We start from the raw sequence: 25,752 nt of genomic DNA, 5'->3' as shown, positions 1-25,752 counted from the left end.
GGACTGTCAAGGCGCTTACGCTTTTCTTATAGGAGGGCTGTATATGGAAAAGCTGCAGGTCCAGTTAACTGCCATATTGAATTTGTTGAATATAAAGATTTTTAGGGTTTTGTTATTTTTGCTGATTGGTGTTGTGATGTATTCAGCGATGTACAGCAATGTAAAACCTGAAAAGCTTAATTTGGAGTTATTCTCTGTGGCGGAGAAAACCATCAGGTCGCCTATTACCATCGAGGATAAGGAAAGTACGGAAGCGAACCGCAGGGATGCTGTCGAGCAGGTTAATGATGTTTACAGAGTCAAGAGTGAATATGCTCAGAACAGGGTGGATTTAATCACTTCCATTTTCGGCTCAGTTTCAGAAGTCAATAATGAAGTGCAGGAAGAGATCAACCAGAAGAAGAAAACAGCTGAAGAAGCAGGTGTGGAAGATGCTCCTATTCCTGAAGGTCCTTCAAAAGAAGAAAAGCTGGCTATGTTAAAAACTAAGTTGACTGAGAGTGAAACAAAAAGTTTATCAGACGAAGTGTTCATTGCTTTGCTTCAAGCACCGAAGGAAGAATTGCTGGTTGCCAAGGACCTTACGGTTACGGCAATTAATAATACGATGAAGCACAGTGTTCCCGCAGATGAGGTGGAGAATGCGAAGTTAAATGTAGAGGAAGAATTGAAGTATACCAGTTTAAGCAGCAGTTTAAAGAAAGCTGTGATTGAGCTTGGCCGCTATGCAGTCGTCCAGAATGAGTTCTACGATCCAGAAGCAACTGAAGATCAGCGCCAGCAGGCTATGGACAGTGTGGAACCTGTCAGGATCCTCGAAGGTCAAATACTTGTCGATGAAGGCCAGCTCATCAGCAGGGATGTCTATAAAAAGCTCCAGCTTGTAGGTCTGTTAGAAAGTGAAAACTCCTATAAGCCTTTTATAGGGCTGGCTATGCTTGTAGCTTTGATTCTTTTTTCCTTGTTTGTTATTTTTAACGAAATGGAAAACGTGGATAAAAAGCAGAAGAATCTTTTGATTTTCAGTATCATATTCATTACTTCCATTCTGTTGATGAAGCTTGTCAGTCTATTTGATGAATTCGAGTACTCGGAGATTGGCTATCTTTTTCCAGCGGCAATGGGAGCAATGCTGATCAAGATGCTGATTAATGAAAGACTGGCTTTGTTTCAAATGGCAATCCTGGCTGTAACAGGGTCAATCATCTTTAATGAGGGGATAACTGGAACGCTGAATGTTACCATCGGAATCTATATTTTAATCAGCGGCCTGACGGCAATTTTATTTCTGCAGAAACAGAATCGTCGTTCAAAAATCCTTCAGGCAGGAATGTTTGTATCGGTGGTTAATCTGGTTGTGATTCTTTCGATTTTGTTTTTAAGGAACAGCCAGTATTCTGGTCTGGAATACGGTTTTTATTTTACTGCTGCATTTGTTTCCGGAATCGTTTCGGCTGTATTGACAATCGGTTTGCTCCCATTCTTCGAAGCAGGGTTTGGCATTCTGTCAACATTAAGGCTGATCGAGCTTTCCAATCCGAACCACCCGCTCTTAAGAAAAATTCTCACAGAAGCTCCGGGTACTTACCATCACAGTGTCATGGTTGCCAACTTATCAGAGGCGGCTTGTGAAGCAATAGGAGCTAACGGGCTTCTGGCCAGGGTCGGATGCTATTATCATGACATCGGAAAGACGAAACGCCCGCAATTCTTTATTGAAAACCAGATTAATATGGATAATCCACACGATAAATTACCGGCTTTGACAAGCAAAAATATCATTATCGCCCATGCTACCGACGGAGCTGAGATGCTTCGTAAGCACAGGATGCCAAAAGAGATCATTGATATCGCAGAACAGCATCATGGTACAACTTTGTTAAAATATTTTTATCATAAGGCGAAGCAAGGCGGTCATGAGGTGAAAGAAGAGGATTTCCGTTATCCAGGACCGAAGCCGCAAACAAAAGAATCTGCAGTCATTGGGATTGCGGATAGTGTGGAGGCTGCGGTGAGATCGATGGCGCACCCGACACATGAGCAAATTGAAACGCTTGTACACAATATTATTGGGGACCGGTTGCAGGATGGCCAGCTGGGTGAATGTGATATCACCTTGAAAGAGCTGGATACCGTCGCTGATACGCTTTGTGAAACACTAAAGGGAATCTTCCATTCTAGAATTGAATATCCAGAAATGAATAAGCAGAAGGTGAAGCAGGCATGAGTTTAGAAATCGATTTTTTGGATGAAGTAAATGAATTATCTGATCAGGAAATAAATGACATAGAAAAATTATTGAATTATGCGGCAGAGAAGGAGAATGTCCAGGAGGGCAGTGAACTTTCCGTAACATTCGTGTCGAATGACAGAATTCAGGAAATCAACCGTGAATACCGTGACAAGGATCGGCCTACTGATGTCATTTCATTTGCTCTTGAGGAAATGGGTGAAGGAGAGTTGGAGATTGTGGGTGTGGATATACCAAGGATCCTGGGTGACATCATTATTTCCATTCCAAAAGCAAGGGAACAGGCGGAAGAATATAACCATTCATTCATGCGGGAACTTGGCTTCCTTGCGGTCCATGGCCTCCTGCATTTATTAGGCTATGACCATATGAATGAACAGGATGAAAAACAGATGTTTGACAGACAAAAAGAAATACTGGATGGGTTTGGGCTTGGCCGCTGATAAACAGAGGAAGCATACACTTGCTTCCTCCTTCAAATTTGGTTTCGAGGGAATCGCAGAAGCGGCAGCAAAGGAACGAAATGTCCGAATCCACATAACGATCTCCGTTTTGGTCACTATAGCGGGTTTTGTTTTTTCGATCAACAAGTTCGAATGGATTGCCATTATATTATCCATTGGCGGCATGATCTCGTTGGAAATGATGAATACGGCAATAGAAAGAACGGTTGATATGTATACGAAAGAATATCACCCGCTTGCCAAGCAGGCCAAAGATATCGCTGCCGGTGCCGTCCTGGTTTTTGCAATTGCAAGTGTCTTGATTGGAATCCTTATTTTTCTGCCAAGATTATTAGCATGGTTTAATTAGTTGTCCATTTAGGGCAACTTTTTTTATCATGATAGTCCTATGAAAAATACGATTTGCCCTGGCGATCTCAACAAAAGTTTTTTGATGTTTTTTTAATCATATTAGACTTTATATCATTTCAACTTCGAGAATTGTCCAGCTCCAGCGCCTAGCCCCTCGAGACGTTTCGGTCCGCCCAATGAAGTCAAAGAACGACTTCACTGGTCGGCCCTCCAACGCTTGTCGGGGCTGACCTAGGCGCTTGCGCTTTTCTTATCATGTTTGAACCAATTTGAAAACAGGGCAAAACTTAAGTAAAATATCATCACAGTGTAAAAACAATGCTTGTATGTTTTTAGAAAATTTAAAATTTTATATTTCATTTTTGCTACAAACGATGAAATCACACTGAAAATAAGTTAAAATAAAGTGGAGAAGGGAAATACAGTATGAATTTTAATAATCAAGGCAGTAACAACAAATCTCACAAATCAGGCTTCATTTCCATTATCGGAAGACCTAATGTAGGAAAGTCGACCTTTCTTAACAGGGTGATCGGGCAAAAGATTGCGATCATGAGCGATAAACCGCAAACGACCCGAAATAAGGTGCAGGGTGTCCTTACGCTTGATGATTCACAGTTGATATTCATAGACACACCAGGGATCCATAAACCAAAACACCGTCTTGGCGATTTCATGATGAAGGTAGCACAAAACACATTGAAAGAAGTGGATCTGGTATTGTTCATGGTCAATGCCCAGGAAGGATATGGACGCGGTGAAGAATTTATCATTGAGAAACTTCAGAATGTAAAAACACCCGTTTTCCTTGTCATCAATAAAATCGACCTAATCCATCCGGATGAGCTGATCAAACTAATTGAGTCCTACAATGAAAAGTTCAATTTTGCTGAAATTGTTCCGATATCTGCTCTTGAAGGAAACAATGTCGAAAAGCTTCTCGAGCAAATCAAGGTGAGAATGCCGGAAGGGCCTCAGTTCTATCCCGCTGACCAGGTAACGGACCATCCTGAACGTTTCATTGTTTCTGAATTGATCAGGGAAAAAGCACTGCATTTGACAAGGGAAGAAATTCCTCATTCGCTTGCTGTTGTCATTGAAAAGATGGAACGCCAGCCTGAAAAGGAAATGGTGCATGTCATGGCAACTATTATTGTTGAAAGGGACTCCCAGAAGGGAATCATCATTGGCAAGCAGGGCGGTATGCTGAAGGAAATCGGTAAAAGGGCACGTCATGATATCGAGAATCTGCTCGGTACGAAAGTGTTTCTGGAATTGTGGGTAAAGGTGCAGAAGGATTGGAGAAACAAAGCTACACAGCTGCGTGACTTTGGGTTCAGGGAAGATGAGTATTAAGCCTGTTTGGCGAATGCTCCCTCATTAACATATTAACGGGTTGCAAATATTATTCATTAATAGGATTTACAATTTTTACGTGACATGAAAATCTGATTGACAGGCTATGATATTCATAAGGATTTGGGATAGATAAGTTGCTAGTGAAAAAACGAAAGGTGGGGTTTTCGATGTTGGATTTTACCTGGAAGGTGTTTTCTCAGACAGGTAACATTGACACATATCTTCTCTTTAAGGAATTAGAGAAAGACGATCAAGAAATACCCGGTTATCAGGAGGAAGAACTAGCAGAAATTGATTTTCCAATCTCATAGGTTTGTCTGTAGTAATGGATGGTGACAACAAATGCTGCAGAAATGTGAAGGCATTGTCATTAGAACGACAAATTATGGCGAGAACAATAAAATAGTTACCTTATATACAAGGGAATTTGGTAAAGTTGGTGTGATGGCAAGAGGTGCTAAAAAGCCTAATAGCAGGCTTTCTGCTGTCACCCAACTTTTTACTTACGGGCAGTTTCTTTTTCAGGCAAGTTCAGGTCTGGGCAGTCTGCAGCAGGGGGAAATGATTTCATCCATGAGATCGATCCGGGAGGATATTTTCCTTACTGCGCATGCCAGCTATATTGTCGATTTGACTGATAAAGTGACGGATGAAAAAAAATCCAATCCTTTTATGTTTGAATTGCTTCTCCAGACGTTGAATTTCATGAATGAAGGCTATGATATGGAGATTCTCACTTTTATTTATGAAATGAAAATGCTGAATGTCCAGGGGCTCTATCCCATTTTGGACAAGTGTGCAAATTGTGGCAATACAGAGGGTGAGTACCATTTTTCAATCAGAGAGGGCGGCCTGCTATGCCATCGCTGCTTTGAAATGGATCCATACAGGATCAGGACATCGCCAGGTACTGTAAGACTGCTCCGTTTATTTTACTTGCTGGACCTAAGCCGCCTTGGCAATATATCGGTTAAACCAGAGACAAAGCTAGAGCTGAAAAAGGTAATTTCGGCCTATTACGATGAATATTCTGGACTGTATTTAAAAACAAGGAAATTCCTCGATCAAATGGATTCTTTCAGGGATCAACTGTAACTATTGACATTGGATTCTCTTTTCGCTATCATTCAAATCAAAAGCTTTTCTTATTTGCCGGTGGATCATTGTAAGCCATCGTACAAGGAAAAGATTTCATCATAATTACATATGTTGCGGTGAAGGAAAAGAGTACTTAAATCCCTCTGTATTAGCGAGTCCGGGTATGGTGTGAGCCGGATTGCAGAAATTAAGGAAGGCGTTCCGGAGCGACATCGAATTTAAAGAGGCTGCTCTTTGCAGCAAATAGGGTGGAACCGCGGGTAAACTCTCGTCCCTATGCATGAATCAGATGCATAGGGGGCGAGAGTTTTTTTATTTGGACACAGGCTATTCGCAATAAAAAGAGCTTATTAAAAAATTTAATTTAAAATTTTCGGAGGTGTAAAGATGAATATCCAGAATATGATTTTAACATTGCAAAAACATTGGTCTGAACAAGGCTGCGTACTTATGCAGGCATATGACACCGAAAAGGGTGCCGGAACAATGAGTCCATACACATTTTTAAGGGCGATTGGACCTGAACCATGGAGTGTCGCGTATGTTGAGCCATCACGCCGCCCAGCTGATGGCCGCTACGGAGAAAATCCAAACAGGCTTTATCAGCATCATCAATTCCAGGTGATCATGAAGCCGTCACCGGACAATATCCAGGAACTGTACCTTGATTCGCTAAAAGCATTGGGAATCGATCCCCTTGAACATGATATCCGTTTTGTAGAAGACAATTGGGAAAATCCATCACTAGGATGTGCTGGTCTTGGTTGGGAAGTATGGCTTGACGGGATGGAAATCACACAATTCACTTATTTTCAGCAGGTAGGCGGCCTGGATTGCAAACCGGTATCCGTTGAAATTACTTATGGAATCGAGCGTCTTGCATCCTATATCCAGGACAAGGAAAATGTCTTTGATTTGGAATGGACAGAAGGTTTTACTGTAAGAGATATATTTGGACAGCCAGAATATGAACACTCAAAATATACGTTTGAGACATCCGATAAAGATATGCTTTTTAATCTTTTCAGCATTTATGAAAAAGAAGCAAATCGCCAGATGGATGAAGGTCTTGTCCATCCTGCCTATGACTATGTCCTGAAGTGTTCCCACACTTTTAACATTCTAGATGCCCGCGGAGCGATATCCGTAACTGAAAGGACTGGCTATATTGCCCGTATCCGAAATCTTGCGAAGAAAGTAGCGAAAACTTTTTACGAGGAAAGAGAGAAATTAGGCTTCCCAATCATTAAACGGAAGGAGCAGGTGGAAAATGACTAAACGGGATTTATTACTTGAAATCGGTCTGGAAGAAATGCCTGCAAGATTTATTACTGACTCCATAAACCAGCTTGCTTCCAAGGTGGAGAAGTGGCTGAACACGAATAATATCGGCTTCGAAGAAATCAAGCTTTATTCCACACCGCGAAGGCTTGCATTGCTTGTCCTTAATGTTGATGAACGTCAGGAAGACAGTGAGGAAGAAGCAAAGGGCCCTGCTAAAAAAATCGCTATGGCTGAAGGTGGAGAGTGGTCTAAAGCAGCAATCGGCTTCACACGCGGCCAGGGATTGAGTGTTGAGGATATTTATTTTAAAGAAATCAATGGTGTTGAATATGCTCACGTAAAGAAATTCATCAAAGGGAAGGAAACATTTGAATTGCTTGTAGAGTTGAAAGCAATTATTTCTGGACTGACATTCCCTAAAAATATGCGCTGGGCCGATCGTGAGCTTCGTTATGTCCGTCCGATCAAATGGCTTGTTGCGATGTTTGGAAATGAAATCATTCCATTTGAAATCGCTGGTGCTGAAACTGGCAGCACAACCAGAGGCCATAGGTTCCTTGGGGAAGGAGAGATTGTCTTATCCAACCCTCAGGAATATGAAGAAGCATTATTAGGGCAATATGTAGTTGCTGATGCCCAAAAGCGTAAAGAGGCGATTATTTCACAGCTCGAAAAAATCGAGGAGGAGAATGGCTGGGCAGTTCCGGTTGATGAAGATTTGCTGGAAGAAGTCAATAACCTCGTTGAATATCCAACAGCCTTATATGGCCGTTTTGAAGATGAATTCCTGGAAATTCCGAGCGAAGTCCTGATCACTTCCATGAAGGAGCACCAACGGTACTTTCCGGTGAAATCCAAGAGCGGCGACTTGCTGCCTCATTTCATTACAGTAAGAAATGGTGACCACCTTCATATAGAAAAAGTAGCTCGCGGAAATGAGAAAGTTCTTAGGGCGCGACTCGCGGATGCAGCATTCTTCTATAAAGAGGATCAAAGAATGCAGATTGATGCAGCATTGGACAAATTGAAGAATGTTGTATACCACGAAGAGATTGGAACGATTGCTGAAAAATCAGAACGTGTTCGCAAGCTTGTAGGCTTGATTGCTGATAGAATGGAGTTTTCGCCTGAGATCTTGAAAAATGCTGATCGGGCAGCCCAAATCAGCAAATTCGACTTGGTTTCTCAGATGGTATATGAGTTCCCTGAACTGCAGGGGATCATGGGTGAAAAATATGCCTTGCAAAAAGGTGAGAATCCAGAGGTTGCAGCGGCAATCAATGAACATTATATGCCTCGCAACGCAGAAGATTCGATACCAGGGTCTCCATCTGGAGCATTGGTTGCGATTTCGGATAAAATGGATACCATCGTGGCGTTCTTCTCACTTGGCATCATCCCAAGTGGCTCCCAGGACCCATATGCTTTGAGAAGACAGGCAACAGGGATTGTCCAGACGCTGATTGAAAAGAAATGGGACATTACACTGGAAAACCTTGTTGGCCTATCGCTTAATCTTGTAACAGAAGCAGGAATCATCAAACGAAATGACGAAGAAGTGTACCACGACCTTATCCAATTCTTTAAGCTAAGGGTCAAGCACTTGCTGCAAGAGCGAGGCATCCGTTACGATTTAATCGATGCAGTACTTGGCGGTGAAATAGGAATGGTGTCAGAACTTATTGAAAAAGCGGATACTCTCCAGGATGCCAGCAGGAATGAAGGCTTCAAAGAAAGCATCGAGGCATTGAGCCGCGTTCTGAACATTGCAAGCAAGAAAGATGTATTAGGTGATATCGATCCTGAGAGATTCGAAAGCGAATATGAACAAAAGCTGTACGAAAAGTACCTGGATCTTGGCAAGAAGGCTGAGGAAGGAATGGACGCAGCCTCCTATTATCAGTTACTGGTTGACATCAAGCCGACAATCAATGATTATTTCGAGCATACGATGGTCATGGCAGATCAAGCTGAACTCCGTGAAAATCGCCTGAATCAAATGGCAGCACTTGCGGTGTTAATCATGAAACTTGCGAAAGTAAATGATATTGTAGTCAAGTGATCATTCACTGATCAATCGATGCAATTGAGTGCCTTCCTTAAGGGGAAGGCACTTTAACAACTATGATCTTGTAGAAATCGTCATAAAGCTGTAAAAGGTTTTGAAAATTTATCTCTTCTGTGTACCTCTTGTGGTATATAATTATTTTAAAAGAGCATATCAGGAGCGTAAAAATTGATTTCCTGAGGAAGCACAATCGTGTTTGATTGTGAGATTTGAGAAACAGTGCGAGAACCAGCTATACTAAAATCTCCCGATGGGTGGTGAGGACAATCGAACTGAATAAACGCCAGGAGCAAATTCTGCAAATCGTAAAAGATAATGGACCAATCACAGGTGAGCATATTGCTGAAAAGTTAAATCTGACAAGAGCTACGCTCAGGCCAGACCTTGCCATCCTGACGATGTCGGGATATTTGGATGCCAGACCACGTGTAGGTTATTTCTATACCGGCAAATCTGGTAATCAGCTGCTTTCAGAGAACCTAAAAAAAATTCTCGTCAGAGATTATCAGTCTATCCCGGTAGTCGTCCCTGAAAATGTATCTGTATACGACGCAATCGTTACGATGTTCTTAGAAGATGTCGGCACTTTATTTGTTGTCGATAAAGGTTCAAAGCTAGTAGGTGTCCTATCACGCAAAGATTTATTGAGAGCAAGCATCGGAAAGCAGGAGCTGACGACCTTGCCGGTTAATATCATCATGACAAGGATGCCCAATATAACTGTTTGCCGCCGTGAAGACCTGCTTATAGATGCTGCCAAGGAATTGATTGAAAAGCAGATTGATGCCCTTCCAATCATTAAAGATACCGATGATGGATACGAGCTAGTAGGAAGGTTGACCAAGACAAACATTACAAAGGCTTTCGTAGCCTTGGCTGAAGAATAAGGAGCAAATAGAGAAGGGGTTGGTCAAAGATGAGTAAAACACCTATTATTTATGTGGTTTCTGATTCAGTCGGCGAAACAGCAGAGCTTGTTACGAAGGCTGCCATTAGCCAATTCGAGCATTTGGATGTTTCACTTAAAAGGTTTCCTTATGTGGAAGATAAAGTACATATTGATGAAGTTATTGCGATGGCGAAGCATGATGGAGGGATGATTGCGTATACATTGGTCAAGCCTGATATCAGCGATTACCTTCAAGAGTCTGCTGCAAAGGAGGGCATATATGCCTGTGACATTATTGGCCCGCTCATGCAGCAAATACAGGTCCTTAGTGGCGAGACCCCTTTATATGAACCTGGTCTTGTCCGGAAACTGGATGAAGATTATTTCAAAAAAGTAGAAGCAATTGAATTTGCAGTAAAATACGATGACGGGCGAGACCCAAGAGGAATACTGAAAGCGGATATCGTCCTCGTGGGAGTCTCACGAACATCAAAAACTCCATTATCACAATACTTGGCCCACAAACGCTATAAAGTCGCGAACGTACCTCTTGTACCTGAAGTGGATCCGCCAGAAGAACTCTTCCTTGTTCCAAAGGAAAAATGTTTTGGACTGAGAATTACACCGGATAAGTTGAATCAAATTCGACGAGAGCGGTTGATTTCACTTGGTTTGAACGATCAGGCAATCTATGCCAATATCGAAAGAATCAAGGAAGAGATTGAATATTTTGATGGGATTGTTGAAAAAATAGGGTGTCCAGTCATTGATGTAACGAACAAAGCGGTTGAAGAAACAGCAAATGTCATCCTGAATATGGTCCGTAACAAGAAAATGGACGAATAGCACATATTTTTATGTGCTTTTCTTTTTGACGGTTCTCTTTACTGAATTAATGCATTAGCCAAGAAAAAATAATGGAAAAATAGGCTTTCTTATACTATAATAAAAAATTGTGATAAAAATGTATCTGTTTAGGTTTAGACTGGACAAATTACGAATAAACTATTTACTATCAGTTGTCAAGATATTGACCGCGAAAAAATTCGACAAAATTCCCTTAAAAAAATCCATTCCTTAAGAAGGAATATGCGGAGTGATGTAGAATTAATACTAGTAAAATCAACAGTCAGACCCTTTTTGTTGATGCAGACTCTTGCCCGGTTATTAAGGAAATTGTCGAAATTGCTTCGAAGTATTCCATCGAAGCTGTTTTTGTGGCCTCATATGCTCATATGAAGAACGATCTTCAAGGGCAGAACTGGGTTTTTGTCGATTCTCATAAGGAGGCTGTAGACCTTTATTTAATGAACCACGTGAAAAAAGGTGATTTTGCGGTGACGCAGGACATTGGTCTTGCTTCTACGCTTATTGCGAAAGGGGTTTATGCCATCTCTCCAAGGGGAAATTTATTTGAAGAAAAGGACATTCAGACTGCTCTTGACTTAAGATATCTTTCTGCGCGGGCACGAAGGCAAGGATCCTATGGAAAAGGGCCAAAGCCCTTTACTGAAAGAGATAGGGAAAAGTTTATAAAGGGATTGAACAAGCTTTTATTGAATTTCAAGGTATGTTCAACGAATCACAACTAATTAGAGGTCATGCTTATGGCAGAGAGGATTGCCGAGGAAAAAGTAAATGAAATCCGGCAAGCGGTTGAAATAGTCGATGTCATTGGTGATTATGTCCAATTGAAAAAACAAGGCCGCAATTATTTTGGGCTTTGTCCATTTCATGGGGAAAACTCTCCGTCATTTTCAGTTTCACCTGATAAGCAGATTTTTCACTGTTTTGGTTGTGGAGCCGGCGGGAATGTCTTTTCATTCCTGATGGATATCGATGGTCTGTCGTTTCAAGAAGCTGCAGTGAAGCTCGCGGAAAGGGCTAACATTGAACTGAAACTTGAAGGTCAGGCTGCAGGCAGAAATCCACAACTGCCTGAAGGTTCCAAGCAGATGATTGAAGCGCATGAACTATTGCGTAAATTCTATCATCATTTGCTTGTAAACACAAAAGAGGGTCAGGATGCCCTGGAATATCTTCTGAACAGAGGATTCACACAGGAGTCAATTGACACCTTCCAGATTGGCTATGCGCTGCCATCATGGGATTTTGCGGTTAAGCTGCTGGAGAAACGGGGATTCTCGCTCGAATTGATTTCCAAAGCAGGATTGATCATTCAGCGGGAAAACGAAGGTACCTACTTTGACAGGTTCCGGAACAGGATCATGTTTCCGATCCTGGATCATCAGGGAAATACGATTGCGTTTTCAGGGAGAGCAATGGGGGACGAAGAGCCCAAATACCTGAACAGTCCCGAAACGCAAATCTTCAATAAAAGTAAAATTTTATATAATTTTCATCTCGCCCGCGGCTCAATTCGAAAGCAGCAGCAGGCTGTACTTTTCGAAGGCTTTGCCGATGTTATTTCCGCTAACCGTGCAGGCGTAGAAAACGGTGTTGCCACAATGGGAACATCTTTGACCGAGGAACATATTTCCTTGCTCAAAAGAAACGTTCAAGCTGTAACGGTTTGTTACGACTCGGACAAAGCTGGTATTGAGGCAGCATTCAGGGCGTCAAACATGCTGTCAAAAGCAGGGGTTTCTGTCAGGGTTGCCATGATGCCTGATGGAATGGATCCGGACGATTTCATAAAAGTGCATGGCGAGGACAAATTCAGGAACGAGATCATTGGTTCCAGTGCCACTTTAATGGCATTTAAATTAATATATCATCGCCGTGGGAAAAACCTTCAGAATGAAGGAGATCGACTTCAATATATCGAAGAAGTACTTAAAGAAATAAGTGCACTCGATAAAGCAGTCGAAAAAGACCTGTACTTGAGGCAGCTTGCGACTGAGTTTTCGCTTTCCTTAGATGCATTGATCCAGCAGCTCAATCAGTTGGTTCAGGTATCGGCTCCAAAAAAGCAAAATCAACCGCGAGCAGAATCACGACCTGTAAGCTATACAAGGAAGACAGAGCTAAAGCCTGCCTATCATACGGCCGAGAGGCGAATGATCTTCCATATGATGAAAGATGCCGATGTGGCATATAAGGTTCAAGAGCTGCTTGCAGGCAATACATTGAACATTGATGAACACCAGGCTATTATTACTTATTTATTTGCATACTATGAAAAAGGACATGATCCTGACCCGGGAGCGTTCTTAAATTATCTTCAGGATAATAAGCTAAAAAGGGTCGTTGCTGATATTGAAATGATGCCTCTTAATGAGGAAATCAGTGACCAGGAATTATCTGATTATATCAAGCAGGTCTTGAATTATCAAAAAATGTTAAAAATAAAGGAAAAAATGGCAGAACAAAAACAGGCAGAACGACAAAACGATTTCTTGCGCGCTGCGGCGATTGCCACTGAAATTATCCAATTGCGCAAGACCTTATAGAAGCTTATGCTGATTGTTTTTGATTTTTGGAAGGAGGGGGACATATGGCTGAAAAGTCAGCCCGTTCTAAAGAAGTCACCGAAAATGAAGTGACAGTTGAACAAGTGAAAGACCAGTTAACAGCAATTGGCAAGAAAACAGGTGTCCTTGCTTATGATGATATCGCAGAAAGGCTATCAAGCTTTGATCTTGATTCCGATCAAATGGATGAATACTATGAGTTCCTCGGTGAACAAGGGATTGAACTCGTAGGTGAAAGCGATGAGGTTGAAGACCCTGACATCAAACAGCTTGCAAAAGACGATGAAGAATTCGACCTTAATGACTTAAGTGTCCCGCCGGGAGTTAAGATCAATGACCCGGTAAGGATGTATCTAAAAGAGATTGGCCGTGTCGACCTGCTCTCTGCAGAAGAAGAAATCAATCTGGCAGAAAGAATCGAACAAGGCGATGAAGAAGCGAAAAGACGGCTTGCAGAAGCTAACCTTCGATTGGTAGTAAGTATCGCCAAGCGTTACGTTGGCCGTGGAATGTTATTCCTTGACCTGATTCAGGAAGGTAACATGGGCTTAATCAAGGCTGTAGAAAAGTTCGATTACCGTAAAGGTTTTAAATTCAGTACCTACGCAACATGGTGGATTCGTCAGGCCATCACACGTGCCATCGCTGACCAGGCGAGGACAATCAGGATTCCTGTCCATATGGTGGAAACCATCAACAAATTGATTCGTGTGCAAAGGCAACTCCTTCAGGATTTGGGACGCGAACCGACACCTGAAGAAATTGGTGAGGACATGGACCTTTCCCCTGAAAAAGTACGTGAAATCCTGAAGATTGCCCAGGAGCCAGTATCCCTTGAAACACCAATCGGTGAAGAAGATGATTCCCACCTTGGGGATTTCATCGAGGACCAGGATGCTACTTCTCCTTCAGAACATGCAGCATATGAGCTCTTGAAGGAACAGCTGGAAGATGTCCTTGACACGCTTACAGACCGTGAAGAGAATGTCTTAAGACTTCGTTTCGGTCTTGATGATGGACGCACACGCACTTTGGAAGAAGTGGGTAAAGTATTTGGCGTTACACGCGAGCGTATTCGCCAAATTGAAGCGAAAGCACTTCGTAAGCTAAGACATCCAAGCCGCAGCAAACGATTGAAAGACTTTTTAGAATAGGATTGCCAAGGAATAATTTACTTTTTAAAATAAAAGTAAATTATTCCTTTTTCTATGAGCTAATATTATTTCTAAGTTAGATCATCATTAAGACAGGATGTGCCCAAATATGGATGACCATCGCAGGAAAATCATCACCTATGAGATTAAGTACTGGAAGCAAAACAGGATGTTGCCGGATCACTATTGTGACTTCCTTTTGAACCTGTATACAGAAGGAAGTGAGGAAGCTGAACTGCCTAAGCAAAAAAGACCGAGAAGCATTACAGGATTGGGTAGTTTTATCCTGATTGGATTGTTATCGCTTTCAGTTTTTTTATTTTATTTTACTGAATTGTCGCTCTTTTTGCAAACTGCCTTCATCATTTTTTTTGCAATTACGACCCTTTCAGCAGTTCTGTACATGTTGAAAAAATCTTTTTTTGATCTGATCCCATTACTAACTTCAGCACTTTTGTTATTGATCACATCTGTTCAGGCAGCTGAAATAATATTTCCTGAGCTCCCCTTGTTGTTGTACATCGTTGCGGGCTTGAACTGTATATTGTGGATTGCAGCAGGGTCGAAGTGGAACATGGTGAGCTTTAAACTTTCCGGAACCTTGGGGTTAATTGTCCTGGTAATTGCTATATTTATATAATTTTTAACAATTTAAAAGTTTTTAAATGTTGAGAAAATTGTTTATTCACCTTTATAATGAAGAATGTAAACGCATTCAATGTTTTAAGGGGGATGGAAATGAATTTTGATTTAACATCAGAACAGGCCATGATTAAAAGGACGATTAAAGAATTTGCGGAGGAAGAAGTTGCTCCAGGAGCGATTGAAAGAGATAAAACAAAACAATTCCCGACAGAAATCTTCAAAAAGCTCGGAGAACTAGGAATGCTGGGTTTGCCGTTCCCTGAGGAATATGGCGGAGCTGGGGCTGATACGGTTAGTTTTGCGATTGTAACGGAGGAATTGAGCAAGGCTTGCGCTTCAACCGGGATTACATACTCAGCCCATATATCTCTCGGTGGCGCACCTATCAATCTATTTGGTACAGAGGAACAGAAACAAAAGTATCTTGCACCAATCTGCTCAGGTGAATCACTGGGGGCTTTCGGACTGACCGAACCTAATGCAGGCTCGGATGCTGGAGGAACACAGACAACAGCGAAAGAAGTGGATGGAGAGTACATCATCAACGGCAGCAAGAACTTTATCACGAATGCAAGCTATGCCAAACATCTCGCAATGACAGCGATCACGGGCAATGTCGATGGGAAAAAGGAAATCAGTGCGATTATCGTGCCAACCGATGCACCTGGTTTTTCTGTCATTGATAATTATGAAAAAATGGGATTGAATGCTTCCAACACGACTCAGCTTGTGATGGAGGACGTACATGTTCCGGTTGAAAACCTTCTTGGCAAAAAAGGAGAAGGCTTCAAGCAATTCCTTGTCACGCTGGATGGAGGCAGGATTGGAATAGGCGCTATGGCTGTCGGAGTGGCTCAGGCTGCTTATGAAAAAGCCTTGCAATATGCGAAAGAAAGACAGCAATTCGGCCGGCCGATTTCACAGTTCCAGGCGATCCAGTTTAAGCTTGCTGACATGGCAATGAAAATTGAACTTGCACGCAATATGGTCTATAAGGCTGCCTGGCTGAAGGATCAACGGCGCCCATTCTCGAAGGAAGCTTCGATGTGTAAGCTGTATGCTTCTGAGATTGCGATGGAAGTAGCTGATCAGGCTGTCCAGATCCATGGGGGCTACGGCTATATGAGAGAGTACGAAGTAGAACGTTACATGAGGGATGCTAAGCTGCTGGAGATTGGTGAAGGCACTTCAGAAGTCCAAAGAATGGTGATTGCAAGATTAATTGGCTGCTAAAAGGGTATCCTATATATGCTTTGTACAGAAAAACTTCATCAAACGATGGAGTTTTTTGTCTAAATTGTGAACAAGTGTGACAAAGTTTGCTTTTTTACTTTCCCTGTAAACGTTTTTCAAGTAAAATAATATCTGTGTGAAATCATTATTTAAGTTTGATGTTGTACATAAAGGAGGGTATATGATGAATCGTAATCCAATTATCCCGTTCGTATTGATCATGGTGATGGGAATCGGCTTGATGTTCTTGCTTTCTTTCAAGGGTATTGGGGATTCCAAGGATCTTGCAAAGGAACATGAAGGCGGCGGTGAAAAGACCGAAGAAACAGCTGAAGCTAACCCGGAGGATTTTTACCAGCAGTCATGTGCAGGTTGCCACGGAAACCAGTATGAAGGTGTTTCAGGTCCTTCATTAAAAGGTGTTGGCAGCAAGTATTCCAAAGAAGAAATTCAGGACATTTTGGTTAATGGTAAAGGTAACATGCCACCAGGAATGGCTGCAGGCAAGGAAGCAGAAATGGCAGAATGGATTGTCAATGAATTGAAGTAATCTTTAAAGGCTCTTTGCATAGCAAAGGGCCTTTACTTTTTTCACTCCTGCATAATTGGACAATAGGCATCGTGTTTCATATACTTAAAAAAGCAAAATACGATTTAGTAGGTGACTTGTATGAATACTGAAAGACTCTCTGACCGGCTTGAAGCCGTTGCAAATAATATTCCCCAGGAGGCGAAGCTGGCTGATATTGGTTCTGACCATGCGTACCTTCCTTGTCATGTTGTAAAGAAGGGAGTGGTTCCAATGGCGATTGCTGGTGAGGTCGCTGAAGGTCCATTCCAATCTGCCATTGAACAAGTACAGGAAGAAAAACTCACTGACAAGATTTCAGTCAGAAAAGGGGACGGACTGGAAGTCATTGCACCGGGAGAAGTGGATTGCATTACCATCGCCGGTATGGGCGGTACATTGATCTCAACGATCCTGGAAAAGGGGAAATCAAAATTAGAAGGAGTCAGCAGGCTTGTCCTCCAGCCTAATGTTGGCAGCTTTGCTGTGCGCAGATGGCTGATTGACAATGGCTGGGAGCTAGTCAAAGAAGAAATCCTTGAAGAAGATCGGAAAATTTATGAAGTCCTTGTAGCTGACAAAGGGGAACCGCTTAAGCCATATCAGGATATTAACCTTGATTCTGGCATTCTGTTTGGTCCATTTTTGCTTAAAGAGAAGTCAGCAGTATTCAAGGATAAGTGGAATGGAGAAAAGCGAAATTGGGAACGTATCCTTAAGCAGCTGGATGATGCTGTGCAAAACGATGATACAGAGAGCAAGAGGCAGGAATTGAAAGCTAAATTGAAGATGGCAGAGGAGGCGTTACAGTGAAAAAGGTGAATGGGCATGAAGTGATTCAGCTTTTTGAACAGTTTTCCCCTAAAGCATTTGCGATGGAAGGCGATAAGGTCGGTTTGCAAATCGGAGCCTTGAACCAGCCGGTCGAGAATGTCCTCGTGGCTCTTGATGTAACAGAGGAAGTGGTGGAGGAGGCGATCGCCAAGAACGCTCAATTGATCATCGCCCACCATCCGCCCATTTTCAGGCCTTTGAAAAAAATCGCAACGGACACTCCTGCAGGAAGAATGATTGCCAAGCTGATCAAACATGACATCGCGGTTTATGCAGCACATACAAATTTGGATGTAGCAAAAGGCGGAGTGAATGACCTGTTGGCTGCTGCTCTAGGATTAAAGAATGCTCAAGTGCTTGTGCCTACTTATGAAGATCAACTGAAGAAGCTTGTCGTTTTCGTGCCGGAGGAGGATGCTGAGAACCTCCGTGAGACATTAGGAAATGCAGGAGCAGGAGCAATCGGCAATTATAGCCATTGTTCATTCTCCGGAGCGGGAGAGGGACGGTTCCTCCCAGGGGAGAATACAAATCCTCATATCGGCGAACAAGGGAAGCTTGAAGCAGTCAAAGAAGTACGTGTAGAAACTGTTTTTCCACAAAGTATGGAAAAAAAGATCATCCAGGCTATGATCAAAGCCCATCCTTATGAGGAAGTCGCCTACGATATATATCGACTTGACAATACAGGAGAACAACTGGGACTTGGCAGAATCGGACAGGTGGATGAGACGACTCTGTCCCAATTTGCCGATGTCGTAAAGGAAGCTTTGGGTGTCGATAAAGTACGCGTTGTCGGTGACTTGAATGCAAAGGTGAAAAAAGTAGCAGTCCTTGGCGGTGATGGCAACAAATATTACTCACAGGCGAAATTCCGCGGGGCTGACGTCTATGTAACAGGGGATATTTATTACCACACTGCACATGACGCGCTGATGGCCGGCTTGAATATGATTGATCCAGGGCATAATGTAGAGAAAATCATGAAACATGGAGTCGCTGTTGTGATGGAAAGGCTTAGCCAGGAAAAAGGTTATGAAGTCAAATATATCCCTTCAGAAATAGAGACCGACCCTTTTACTTTTATTTAGGTTATGAGTGATAATCAAAGCTAAATTCAAAAAACAATAAAAAGCAGCCTGAAATTCGGTTCAGGCTGCTTTCGTCTAATTATACGTTTGCCCCTGTCTTCTTGACCTTTGGAAGGATTTTATGAAGGGGTACTTTTTTCTCTTTCATCCAGGTTGTCTCGTTTTCTTTATCAAACTGTTCGAGGAAAGTAATGACCTCTTTTGTGATCGGAGTAGGAGTCGATGCTCCTGAAGTGACTGCGACTGTGTCAGCATCCTTTACCCATTCGATATCCAGCTCGGTAATATCAGCAATCCGATATGCTTTTGTACCAGCTATTTCTTCGGATACTTGAGCGAGACGATTTGAATTATTGCTCTTCGGGTCGCCAACGACAATAAGGACATCTGCTTCCTTAGCCTGCTCCGCGACTGCCTCCTGGCGTACCTGTGTTGCCATACAGATTTCTCTGTGGACCTCTGCATGAGGATATTTTTCTTTCACGCTTTTCATGATATCGGCAACGTCCCACTGGCTCATCGTTGTCTGGTTAGTGACAATCAACTTTTCAGCTTGAAGATTTAAAGCTTCCACATCCGATGCCGTTTCCACAAGATGAACGATTCCTGGTGCGACACCAACTGCTCCTTCAGGTTCGGGATGGCCTTTTTTGCCGATGTAAATAACCTCGAAACCTTCCTTTTCTTTTTCCCTAATCAGGTTATGGGTGTTTGTCACGTCAGGACATGTCGCGTCAATCGAGACTAGCCCCTTTTCCTTGGCAAGCTCCCTGACTTCAGGTGAGATTCCGTGTGCTGTAAAAATAACTGTTCCGCCATCAACTTTTTCAAGGATTTCCTTGCGGTTGTTTCCATCTAATGTAATGATGCCTTCTTCCTCAAATGCATCAGTGACATGCTTATTATGGACAATCATACCAAGTATATATATTGGACGCGGCAAGCTTTTATCCAATGCAGCATTGCGTGCAATGACCATGGCATCAACAACACCATAGCAATATCCGCGTGGCGATATTTTAATTACATTCATTGAGTCATCCTCCTAAGAATACACCTCTGATTCTTTCTTTTATTATATAAGACTTGCAGAAAGAATACAAAAGTGACTTTCCAGAAGGAATGAATTAACTATTTACCGATTTATATGAACAGTTTTGGAGAAGAACCTGAGTTATTGCTTTGTTTTTTTACAGGCTTTTGGTGTGTTGGGGAACTAGAACCATTTTTTTTGTTTTTTTGTGGTTTTTTCTTCCTTTCAGCCTTTTCATTCGTCTCTGTTTCATTCGTTTCTGTTTCAGCCGTTTGTTCATCAGCATCTGGGAGGTCTTTCAATCCTCTGTACAACTTCCACATCGAAGGCAGATTTCGGACAAGTGGACCGTATTGCTGAATCATCGGTCCGAATTGCTGTGCTGTGCTAAGAACTTTTTGAGTGTTGGTGAGAAACCCATTCAACGCAGATGGATCAGCGAGCGATTTCAGGATTCCACCGCCTGATGCTGCCCCCCGTGTTGCTGGATTTCCCCCTGATAACAAACCTGCGGCACCATTCCGCTGGTTATTTCCTTTTCCGAGTATTTTTGAAAGCATTCCGCCGCCTTGCCTTGAACGCTGATTCCTGCCCGCCATCCGCGGTATCTGGCCCTGTGGCATCATGGGACCAGGACCAGGGCCGAATGGGTTCGAATACATCTGTTGCTGACCCATTCGCGGGCCTCCCATCATGCGGGGGCCCTGAAAGCGATTGTGCATTCCGCGCATATTCATACGGGGTCCTTGAAGCATCGTGACCCCTCCTTTCCCTATATTTCATCTCCTATTAGCGTATGCAAAAAGTCAGGAATGGTTTAAAGAAAAAAAGTCTGCTGCCAACAGGTTTGTTTTTTTTATAGGAAAGGTTAAGATAGTACTGATTGGAGATTTTCTGCAATCTTTATTATAATTACAGGATGAACCTGAAAAAGAACAGCTTTCGGAACAGGCTGTACTCCCGGATACATTGGCGGGACAGGGTAAAAGAAGGAGATTTTCAATGAGTGAAACAAAATTTAAACGTTATGAACTGAAGCCGTTCATTATAGATGCAATCAATAAACTAGGCTTTTACGAGCCGACTGAGATCCAGGAACGCCTGATCCCGACTGTGCTGAAAGGCGATAGCGCAATCGGTCAATCCCAGACAGGAACTGGAAAGACGCATGCCTATGTACTTCCAATCATGGACAAGCTAGATCCTTCCCGAAATGAAGTTCAGGCAGTGATCACTGCTCCAACACGTGAACTTGCAAATCAGATCTACCATGAAGTCTTAAAAATCGCTGAACACGCTCCGGAAGGCGAACAGATTACTGCCCGCTGCTATATTGGCGGAACGGACAAGCAAAGAACAATTGAAAAGCTTAAGACACAGCCGCAAATCGTTATAGGCACACCAGGAAGAATCAATGACCTTGTACAGGAAAACGCCTTGTACGTCCATACAGCCAATATTCTAATTGTTGATGAAGCAGATTTGATGCTTGATATGGGATTCATCGAGGACATTGACCAGTTTGCATCCCGCATGCCTGAAAAAATCCAAATGCTTGTTTTTTCAGCGACGATCCCTGAGAAATTAAAACCATTTTTGAAAAAATATATGGAAAATCCGAAATATGTTCAAGTCGATCCGAAACAGGCTACTGCAGAGAAGATAGAACATATCCTTCTGCCTGCAAGGCATCGGGATAAAATCGGGCTAGTTCACTCAGCTCTTCTTGCATTCAACCCTTATCTAGGAATTGTGTTTGCCAATACGAAGAAAAAGGCTGATGAGATTGCTGATGGTTTGATCCAAAAGGGACTGAAGGTTGGCCGTATCCATGGAGACCTGAGCCCGCGTGAACGTAAACGCGTCATGAAGCAAATCAAGGACCTGGAGTTCCAATATCTTGTGGCGACTGACCTTGCCGCCAGAGGAATCGATATCCAGGGAATCAGCCATGTGATCAACTATGAGCTGCCGACGGATCTTGATTTTTATATCCACAGGGTAGGAAGGACTGCACGAGCAGGTTCCTCAGGAATTGCTCTCACAATATATGAGCAGCGTGATGAAGATGCATTGGTGCGTCTCGAAAAAATGGGCATCGATTTTAAAAATATCGATTTGAAAAAAGGTGAGTTCACCGAAATTGAAGAGCGGAACAGACGCCAGAACAGAAAGAAGAAGGAAAGTGCAGGCGAGGCAAAGGCAAAGTCGCTCGTTTCCAAGCCTAAAAAGGTAAAACCAGGCTATAAAAAGAAGATGAAATATGAAATGGATAAGATTAAAAAACGTGAAAACCGTATCCAAAAAAGAAATAAATAATGGACGTTAGGGAGAGATCAAGATGTTAATTGGCTCACACGTTTCCATGAGCGGAAAAAAAATGCTGCTGGCAGCAAGTGAGGAAGCTATCTCTTATGGAGCAAATACCTTCATGATTTATACAGGGGCACCTCAGAATACTAGAAGAAAAAAAATTGAGGACCTGAATATAGAAGCAGGCCGCCTGCATATGGAGCAGAACGGCATTCATGAAATTGTCGTACATGCTCCTTATATCATCAACATTGGGAACACACAGAATCCTGATACCTTTGATTTAGGAGTAAGATTCCTGCGCAGCGAAATCGATCGCACAGAAGCAATCGGGGCTAGGCAAATCGTGCTCCATCCAGGTGCACATGTTGGGGCTGGCACAGAAGAGGGCATAAAAAAAATCATTGAAGGACTCAATGAGGTTCTGACAAGCGATGATAAGGTTCAAATCGCACTTGAAACGATGGCCGGAAAAGGTTCGGAGTGTGGAAAATCCTTTGAAGAACTTGCGATGATCATGGAAGGCGTCACCCATAATGACAAGCTGTCTGTCTGCTTTGATTCTTGCCATACACATGATGCCGGTTATCCAATCGTTGAAGATTTTGATGGTGTCCTGAATGAATTCGATAAGATCGTCGGTCTGGATCGATTAAAGGTGCTTCATATCAACGACAGCAAAAATGAAGTCGGGATGAGGAAGGACCGTCATGAGAATATCGGATTTGGCCATATCGGATTTGACGCGTTAAACTACATTGTCCACCATCCGCAATTGGCACATGTACCTAAAATTCTCGAAACCCCTTATGTTGGTGAGGACAAAAACAATAAAAAAGCGCCATACAAACATGAAATTGACATGTTGAGAAACAAACAATTCGATGAGAACTTGCTTGAACTCATCAAGAATAGCTAATGGGATACATGAAGTAAAAGCTGTGGAACATCCATGTTCCACAGCTTTATTTTGTTCAATGGGTTCGCATCAAATTGACATGGCTGTTATGATAAAAACATCAACATATGGAGATAATGGACAAAACCGTGTCGGAGAAGGTAAAAAGTGTCCGTCATAAGAGTGCTGACGGACAAAAGTAGGCTGGCCAAAGGGAAAAATGTCCGTTATAAGGATGATGACGGACAAAAACAGACCGCAATAAAGGAAAAGTATCCGTCAATAACATTGACGGACACATGTCTTATTTAGTGAATTTAACAAATAGTTTGTTGACTTCTTTTGCTGTTTCAGGGCTGGTGATTCTGGCAATTTGTTTGATGAGGGCAGTTCTTTCTGAATCAATAAAGATGTTCACTTTTTTCCCTTTTAAGTATCCGGTGATTTTCTCTGCTTGTGGCCTGGTAATGGAGATGTTGAATTGTTTTGCATACTTCAGCAGTTCATCAGCCGTAATGTTGCCTATTTTGTGATTAATGATATTTTCAAATATAGCCAAAGATCATCACTCCTTCATAGTAGGGTATGTGCCCAGTTCTGGATTCGTGACAATTTTCTCGAGTTATTTTGTTTACAATATGGCCTGTAAGAGATATACTACTAAAGGTAAATCGGAATGATTCTTATTTTTCGGGTGATAAAAAATGGACTCTAATAAATACATCGTCCAGGTGCAGGATCTTTATTATCGATATGATAAAGAAAATGTTCTTGAGAATATAAATCTGTCTATTCAAAAGGGAAGTTTTTTAGCGATTGTTGGCCCCAATGGCTCAGGCAAGTCGACATTGCTTAAGCTGATGCTGGGATTGATCAAGCCGCAGAAAGGCTCCATCTCCCTGTTTGGACATGATATTAGCAAATTTAAGGAACAGCATAAAATTGGCTTCGTTTCTCAGAAGGCAAATTCTTTCAACACAGGCTTTCCTGCTACTGTATTTGAGGTCGTGGCCAGTGGGCTGACGAAGAAGCTAGGCCTTTTCAACTTTTTAAAGAAAAGTGATCATGCAAAAATAAAGCATGCTATCGAGTCGGTCGGGATGGGGAAATTTCTCGACAGGAATATTGGAGAGCTTTCTGGTGGCCAACAGCAACGGATTTTCATCGCAAGGGCTTTGGTCAGTGAGCCTGAACTCCTGATTTTGGATGAACCAACGGTAGGTGTGGACGTTCAAAACGTCAACTCTTTTTATGAAATGCTCGAAACACTTAATAAAGAGAAAGGGATCACTTTACTTTTGGTCACTCACGATATTGGTACGATTTCAGAAAAAGTCACGAATGTTGCCTGCCTGAATAAAAACATGCATTTCCATGGAAGTGCCGAGGAATTTGAACAAATGAAGATCAATGATGTTTCAGAGATTTATGGACATGATGTCCATGTCTTGACACACGATCATCATCATCACGAAGGAGGGCACCTTCATGATTAGCGGACTGTTGCAATATGAATTTTTGCAGAATGCTTTTTTGACTGGTATGATCATAGGCGTTATTGCTCCGCTTCTTGGTGTTTTTATCGTCGTCAGAAGACTTTCTCTTATAGCGGATGCCCTCAGTCATGTGACACTGGCGGGGATTGCGGCGAGTCTGCTGCTTGAGAAAAAATTCCTGATTTTCAGTGGGTTGAATCCTCTTTACATGGGAATGGCTTTTTCCGTTGGAGGCTCATTGTTCATTGAAAAGCTGCGTACAGTGTATAAACATTACCAGGAATTAGCGATTCCAATTATCCTTTCCGGGGGAATCGGTCTTGGAGTCATTTTCATTTCACTAGCTGACGGCTTCAATACAGATTTGTTCAGTTATTTATTCGGCAGCGTGAGCGCGGTAAGCAGGGCTGATTTATGGACTATCCTCATTATCAGCATCCTTGTCATAGCGCTTGTTGTGTTATTGTATAAAGAACTTTTCCTATTATCATTTGATGAGGAATATGCGAGGGCGACTGGTATTGCTGCAAAGACGCTCCACTTTATCTTCATTGTTATGGTGGCATTGGTGATCGCAGCATCAATGAGAATCGTGGGTATCTTGCTGGTCTCTTCCCTGATGACTCTGCCAGTTGCTGCGAGCATCCGTTTCGCGAAGGGATTCAAGCAAACCATCTTCTATTCCATCCTATTTGGTGAGGTATCAGTATTGGGCGGTTTATTCCTGTCCTATTATCTGGACCTTGCTCCAGGCGGCACGATTGTGATGATAGCAGTACTCATCCTTGTGCTGGCGATTTGGCTAAAAAAACGTGCAGCAACAAGATCCATCTAACGGGGTGATTTCATGAATGTGAATGAAGCAATGAACCTGTTGAAGGAACAGGGATACAAACATACCGGTAAACGTGAGGATATGCTCCAGCTGTTCTCTGATAATGACAAATATTTGACTGCGCGTGATGTACTTGAACAGATGAAGGAAAATTACCCGGGCCTAAGCTTCGATACCATCTACCGCAATTTGAGCGTGTTTGCTGAACTGGGGATTCTTGAAATGACAGAGCTATCTGGTGAAAAGCATTTCCGCTTCACCTGCTCTCACAAAGAGCATCATCATCACTTCATTTGTCTTGACTGCGGGAAAACGAAGGAAATTGAGACCTGTCCGATGAGGAATATCGAAGCAAGCTTCAAAGGCTATGATATATCGGGACATAAGTTCGAAATATATGGTCGATGCCCTGATTGCGTCCAATAACTTATAGTTAGAAAAACATAAAAAAACG

General features: G+C 42.4%; 26 protein-coding genes. 23 read left to right on the top strand and 3 right to left on the bottom strand.

The window, feature by feature from the left end:
• Nucleotides 1–43 precede the first annotated feature (43 nt).
• The 18 genes from LGO15_RS17090 (at nucleotide 44) to LGO15_RS17005 (ending at nucleotide 18,723) form a co-directional block, all read left to right on the top strand.
• Nucleotides 44–2,227, top strand: a complete 2,184-nt coding sequence (locus LGO15_RS17090; protein ID WP_167831600.1) for an HD family phosphohydrolase — start codon at nucleotides 44–46, stop codon at nucleotides 2,225–2,227.
• Nucleotides 2,224–2,694 carry an rRNA maturation RNase YbeY gene (gene ybeY, locus LGO15_RS17085; protein ID WP_167831599.1) on the top strand — a complete coding sequence of 157 codons (471 nt, stop codon included), beginning with the start codon at nucleotides 2,224–2,226 and terminating at the stop codon, nucleotides 2,692–2,694. Before LGO15_RS17090 ends, ybeY begins: the two co-directional genes overlap by 4 nt.
• Nucleotides 2,684–3,064, top strand: coding sequence for a diacylglycerol kinase family protein (locus LGO15_RS17080; protein ID WP_226085367.1), 381 nt, complete (start codon nucleotides 2,684–2,686; stop codon nucleotides 3,062–3,064). The genes ybeY and LGO15_RS17080 overlap by 11 nt, the downstream gene beginning before the upstream one ends.
• 428 nt (nucleotides 3,065–3,492) lie before the next feature.
• Complete coding sequence (gene era / locus LGO15_RS17075; RefSeq protein WP_167831597.1) at nucleotides 3,493–4,422, top strand: GTPase Era; 930 nt, start codon at nucleotides 3,493–3,495, stop codon at nucleotides 4,420–4,422.
• Nucleotides 4,423–4,592: 170 nt separating this feature from the next.
• Nucleotides 4,593–4,736 (top strand): YqzL family protein, encoded by a 144-nt coding sequence (locus tag LGO15_RS17070; RefSeq protein ID WP_023627269.1) that lies wholly within the window; start codon nucleotides 4,593–4,595, stop codon nucleotides 4,734–4,736.
• 31 nt (nucleotides 4,737–4,767) lie between these two features.
• A complete protein-coding gene (recO, locus tag LGO15_RS17065; RefSeq protein ID WP_167831596.1) occupies nucleotides 4,768–5,520 on the top strand; it encodes a DNA repair protein RecO in 753 nt (250 codons plus the stop codon).
• A 390-nt stretch (nucleotides 5,521–5,910) separates the two neighbouring features.
• Nucleotides 5,911–6,801, top strand: coding sequence for a glycine--tRNA ligase subunit alpha (gene glyQ / locus LGO15_RS17060; RefSeq protein WP_167831595.1), 891 nt, complete (start codon nucleotides 5,911–5,913; stop codon nucleotides 6,799–6,801).
• The gene (gene glyS, locus LGO15_RS17055) at nucleotides 6,794–8,869 is read left to right on the top strand and encodes a glycine--tRNA ligase subunit beta (RefSeq protein ID WP_167831594.1); all 2,076 of its coding nucleotides are present in this window, start codon (nucleotides 6,794–6,796) and stop codon (nucleotides 8,867–8,869) included. Before glyQ ends, glyS begins: the two co-directional genes overlap by 8 nt.
• A 263-nt stretch (nucleotides 8,870–9,132) precedes the next feature.
• Nucleotides 9,133–9,762, top strand: a complete 630-nt coding sequence (locus LGO15_RS17050) for a transcriptional regulator CcpN (protein ID WP_167831593.1) — start codon at nucleotides 9,133–9,135, stop codon at nucleotides 9,760–9,762.
• 29 nt (nucleotides 9,763–9,791) lie between these two features.
• Nucleotides 9,792–10,610, top strand: coding sequence for a pyruvate, water dikinase regulatory protein (locus LGO15_RS17045; protein WP_167831592.1), 819 nt, complete (start codon nucleotides 9,792–9,794; stop codon nucleotides 10,608–10,610).
• Between the two features lie 260 nt (nucleotides 10,611–10,870).
• The gene (locus tag LGO15_RS17040; RefSeq protein WP_318999843.1) at nucleotides 10,871–11,356 is read left to right on the top strand and encodes a YaiI/YqxD family protein; all 486 of its coding nucleotides are present in this window, start codon (nucleotides 10,871–10,873) and stop codon (nucleotides 11,354–11,356) included.
• 15 nt (nucleotides 11,357–11,371) lie between these two features.
• Complete coding sequence (gene dnaG / locus LGO15_RS17035; RefSeq protein ID WP_167831591.1) at nucleotides 11,372–13,177, top strand: DNA primase; 1,806 nt, start codon at nucleotides 11,372–11,374, stop codon at nucleotides 13,175–13,177.
• 44 nt (nucleotides 13,178–13,221) lie between these two features.
• The gene (gene rpoD / locus LGO15_RS17030; RefSeq protein WP_102263622.1) at nucleotides 13,222–14,352 is read left to right on the top strand and encodes an RNA polymerase sigma factor RpoD; all 1,131 of its coding nucleotides are present in this window, start codon (nucleotides 13,222–13,224) and stop codon (nucleotides 14,350–14,352) included.
• Between the two features lie 109 nt (nucleotides 14,353–14,461).
• Nucleotides 14,462–14,992, top strand: coding sequence for a hypothetical protein (locus LGO15_RS17025; RefSeq protein ID WP_226085366.1), 531 nt, complete (start codon nucleotides 14,462–14,464; stop codon nucleotides 14,990–14,992).
• A gap of 98 nt (nucleotides 14,993–15,090) precedes the next feature.
• Nucleotides 15,091–16,230 (top strand): acyl-CoA dehydrogenase family protein, encoded by a 1,140-nt coding sequence (locus LGO15_RS17020; protein WP_226085365.1) that lies wholly within the window; start codon nucleotides 15,091–15,093, stop codon nucleotides 16,228–16,230.
• A 184-nt stretch (nucleotides 16,231–16,414) separates the two neighbouring features.
• A complete protein-coding gene (gene cccA, locus LGO15_RS17015) occupies nucleotides 16,415–16,780 on the top strand; it encodes a cytochrome c550 (protein ID WP_167831695.1) in 366 nt (121 codons plus the stop codon).
• A 120-nt stretch (nucleotides 16,781–16,900) separates the two neighbouring features.
• The gene (locus LGO15_RS17010) at nucleotides 16,901–17,611 is read left to right on the top strand and encodes a tRNA (adenine(22)-N(1))-methyltransferase (RefSeq protein WP_226085364.1); all 711 of its coding nucleotides are present in this window, start codon (nucleotides 16,901–16,903) and stop codon (nucleotides 17,609–17,611) included.
• Nucleotides 17,608–18,723, top strand: coding sequence for a Nif3-like dinuclear metal center hexameric protein (locus LGO15_RS17005; protein WP_226085363.1), 1,116 nt, complete (start codon nucleotides 17,608–17,610; stop codon nucleotides 18,721–18,723). Before LGO15_RS17010 ends, LGO15_RS17005 begins: the two co-directional genes overlap by 4 nt.
• Before the next feature lie 79 nt (nucleotides 18,724–18,802).
• On the opposite strand, the gene LGO15_RS17000 is transcribed toward LGO15_RS17005, so the two are convergent.
• Both LGO15_RS17000 and LGO15_RS16995 read right to left on the bottom strand, forming a co-directional pair.
• A complete protein-coding gene (locus LGO15_RS17000; RefSeq protein ID WP_167831586.1) occupies nucleotides 18,803–19,756 on the bottom strand; it encodes a 4-hydroxy-3-methylbut-2-enyl diphosphate reductase in 954 nt (317 codons plus the stop codon).
• Between the two features lie 110 nt (nucleotides 19,757–19,866).
• On the bottom strand, nucleotides 19,867–20,433 hold the full coding sequence (locus tag LGO15_RS16995) for a YqfQ family protein (protein ID WP_226085362.1): 567 nt from the start codon (nucleotides 20,431–20,433) through the stop codon (nucleotides 19,867–19,869).
• Between the two features lie 325 nt (nucleotides 20,434–20,758).
• Here LGO15_RS16995 and LGO15_RS16990 point away from each other — a divergent pair, with 325 nt between their 5' ends.
• Complete coding sequence (locus LGO15_RS16990; protein WP_167831584.1) at nucleotides 20,759–22,075, top strand: DEAD/DEAH box helicase; 1,317 nt, start codon at nucleotides 20,759–20,761, stop codon at nucleotides 22,073–22,075.
• 22 nt (nucleotides 22,076–22,097) lie between these two features.
• The gene (locus tag LGO15_RS16985; protein WP_226085361.1) at nucleotides 22,098–22,988 is read left to right on the top strand and encodes a deoxyribonuclease IV; all 891 of its coding nucleotides are present in this window, start codon (nucleotides 22,098–22,100) and stop codon (nucleotides 22,986–22,988) included.
• 283 nt (nucleotides 22,989–23,271) lie between these two features.
• Here the strand turns inward: LGO15_RS16985 and LGO15_RS16980 are convergent, their stop codons facing one another.
• Complete coding sequence (locus LGO15_RS16980; RefSeq protein ID WP_226085360.1) at nucleotides 23,272–23,526, bottom strand: DUF2624 domain-containing protein; 255 nt, start codon at nucleotides 23,524–23,526, stop codon at nucleotides 23,272–23,274.
• Nucleotides 23,527–23,671: 145 nt separating this feature from the next.
• Between LGO15_RS16980 and LGO15_RS16975 the strand changes: the two genes are divergently transcribed.
• From LGO15_RS16975 to LGO15_RS16965, 3 genes are read left to right on the top strand one after another with little or no spacing between them, the layout of a single operon-like run.
• Nucleotides 23,672–24,463: a metal ABC transporter ATP-binding protein gene (locus LGO15_RS16975; protein WP_167831582.1), complete on the top strand. Its 792-nt coding sequence runs from the start codon at nucleotides 23,672–23,674 to the stop codon at nucleotides 24,461–24,463.
• On the top strand, nucleotides 24,456–25,298 hold the full coding sequence (locus LGO15_RS16970) for a metal ABC transporter permease (protein ID WP_226085359.1): 843 nt from the start codon (nucleotides 24,456–24,458) through the stop codon (nucleotides 25,296–25,298). Before LGO15_RS16975 ends, LGO15_RS16970 begins: the two co-directional genes overlap by 8 nt.
• A 12-nt stretch (nucleotides 25,299–25,310) precedes the next feature.
• Nucleotides 25,311–25,724, top strand: coding sequence for a zinc uptake transcriptional repressor Zur (locus LGO15_RS16965; RefSeq protein WP_226085358.1), 414 nt, complete (start codon nucleotides 25,311–25,313; stop codon nucleotides 25,722–25,724).
• Nucleotides 25,725–25,752: the final 28 nt, after the last annotated feature.

The sequence above is a fragment of the Mesobacillus sp. S13 genome (assembly GCF_020422885.1).
Lineage (GTDB): Bacteria > Bacillota > Bacilli > Bacillales > Cytobacillaceae > Mesobacillus > Mesobacillus selenatarsenatis_A.
Note: the sequence above shows the minus strand (reverse complement) of the source record. Positions and strands in the feature narration are given on the sequence as shown.

What these genes read in the sequence shown, in the direction of transcription:
- LGO15_RS17090 (WP_167831600.1), top strand. Translation starts at nt 44, where the DNA reads ATGGAAAAGCTGCAGGTCCAGTTAACTGCCATATTGAATTTGTTGAAT.
- ybeY (WP_167831599.1), top strand. Translation starts at nt 2,224, where the DNA reads ATGAGTTTAGAAATCGATTTTTTGGATGAAGTAAATGAATTATCTGAT.
- era (WP_167831597.1), top strand. Translation starts at nt 3,493, where the DNA reads ATGAATTTTAATAATCAAGGCAGTAACAACAAATCTCACAAATCAGGC.
- LGO15_RS17070 (WP_023627269.1), top strand. Translation starts at nt 4,593, where the DNA reads ATGTTGGATTTTACCTGGAAGGTGTTTTCTCAGACAGGTAACATTGAC.
- recO (WP_167831596.1), top strand. Translation starts at nt 4,768, where the DNA reads ATGCTGCAGAAATGTGAAGGCATTGTCATTAGAACGACAAATTATGGC.
- glyQ (WP_167831595.1), top strand. Translation starts at nt 5,911, where the DNA reads ATGAATATCCAGAATATGATTTTAACATTGCAAAAACATTGGTCTGAA.
- glyS (WP_167831594.1), top strand. Translation starts at nt 6,794, where the DNA reads ATGACTAAACGGGATTTATTACTTGAAATCGGTCTGGAAGAAATGCCT.
- LGO15_RS17045 (WP_167831592.1), top strand. Translation starts at nt 9,792, where the DNA reads ATGAGTAAAACACCTATTATTTATGTGGTTTCTGATTCAGTCGGCGAA.
- dnaG (WP_167831591.1), top strand. Translation starts at nt 11,372, where the DNA reads ATGGCAGAGAGGATTGCCGAGGAAAAAGTAAATGAAATCCGGCAAGCG.
- rpoD (WP_102263622.1), top strand. Translation starts at nt 13,222, where the DNA reads ATGGCTGAAAAGTCAGCCCGTTCTAAAGAAGTCACCGAAAATGAAGTG.
- LGO15_RS17025 (WP_226085366.1), top strand. Translation starts at nt 14,462, where the DNA reads ATGGATGACCATCGCAGGAAAATCATCACCTATGAGATTAAGTACTGG.
- LGO15_RS17020 (WP_226085365.1), top strand. Translation starts at nt 15,091, where the DNA reads ATGAATTTTGATTTAACATCAGAACAGGCCATGATTAAAAGGACGATT.
- cccA (WP_167831695.1), top strand. Translation starts at nt 16,415, where the DNA reads ATGAATCGTAATCCAATTATCCCGTTCGTATTGATCATGGTGATGGGA.
- LGO15_RS17010 (WP_226085364.1), top strand. Translation starts at nt 16,901, where the DNA reads ATGAATACTGAAAGACTCTCTGACCGGCTTGAAGCCGTTGCAAATAAT.
- LGO15_RS17000 (WP_167831586.1), bottom strand. Translation starts at nt 19,756, where the DNA reads ATGAATGTAATTAAAATATCGCCACGCGGATATTGCTATGGTGTTGTT.
- LGO15_RS16995 (WP_226085362.1), bottom strand. Translation starts at nt 20,433, where the DNA reads ATGGGTCAGCAACAGATGTATTCGAACCCATTCGGCCCTGGTCCTGGT.
- LGO15_RS16990 (WP_167831584.1), top strand. Translation starts at nt 20,759, where the DNA reads ATGAGTGAAACAAAATTTAAACGTTATGAACTGAAGCCGTTCATTATA.
- LGO15_RS16985 (WP_226085361.1), top strand. Translation starts at nt 22,098, where the DNA reads ATGTTAATTGGCTCACACGTTTCCATGAGCGGAAAAAAAATGCTGCTG.
- LGO15_RS16975 (WP_167831582.1), top strand. Translation starts at nt 23,672, where the DNA reads ATGGACTCTAATAAATACATCGTCCAGGTGCAGGATCTTTATTATCGA.
- LGO15_RS16970 (WP_226085359.1), top strand. Translation starts at nt 24,456, where the DNA reads ATGATTAGCGGACTGTTGCAATATGAATTTTTGCAGAATGCTTTTTTG.
- LGO15_RS16965 (WP_226085358.1), top strand. Translation starts at nt 25,311, where the DNA reads ATGAATGTGAATGAAGCAATGAACCTGTTGAAGGAACAGGGATACAAA.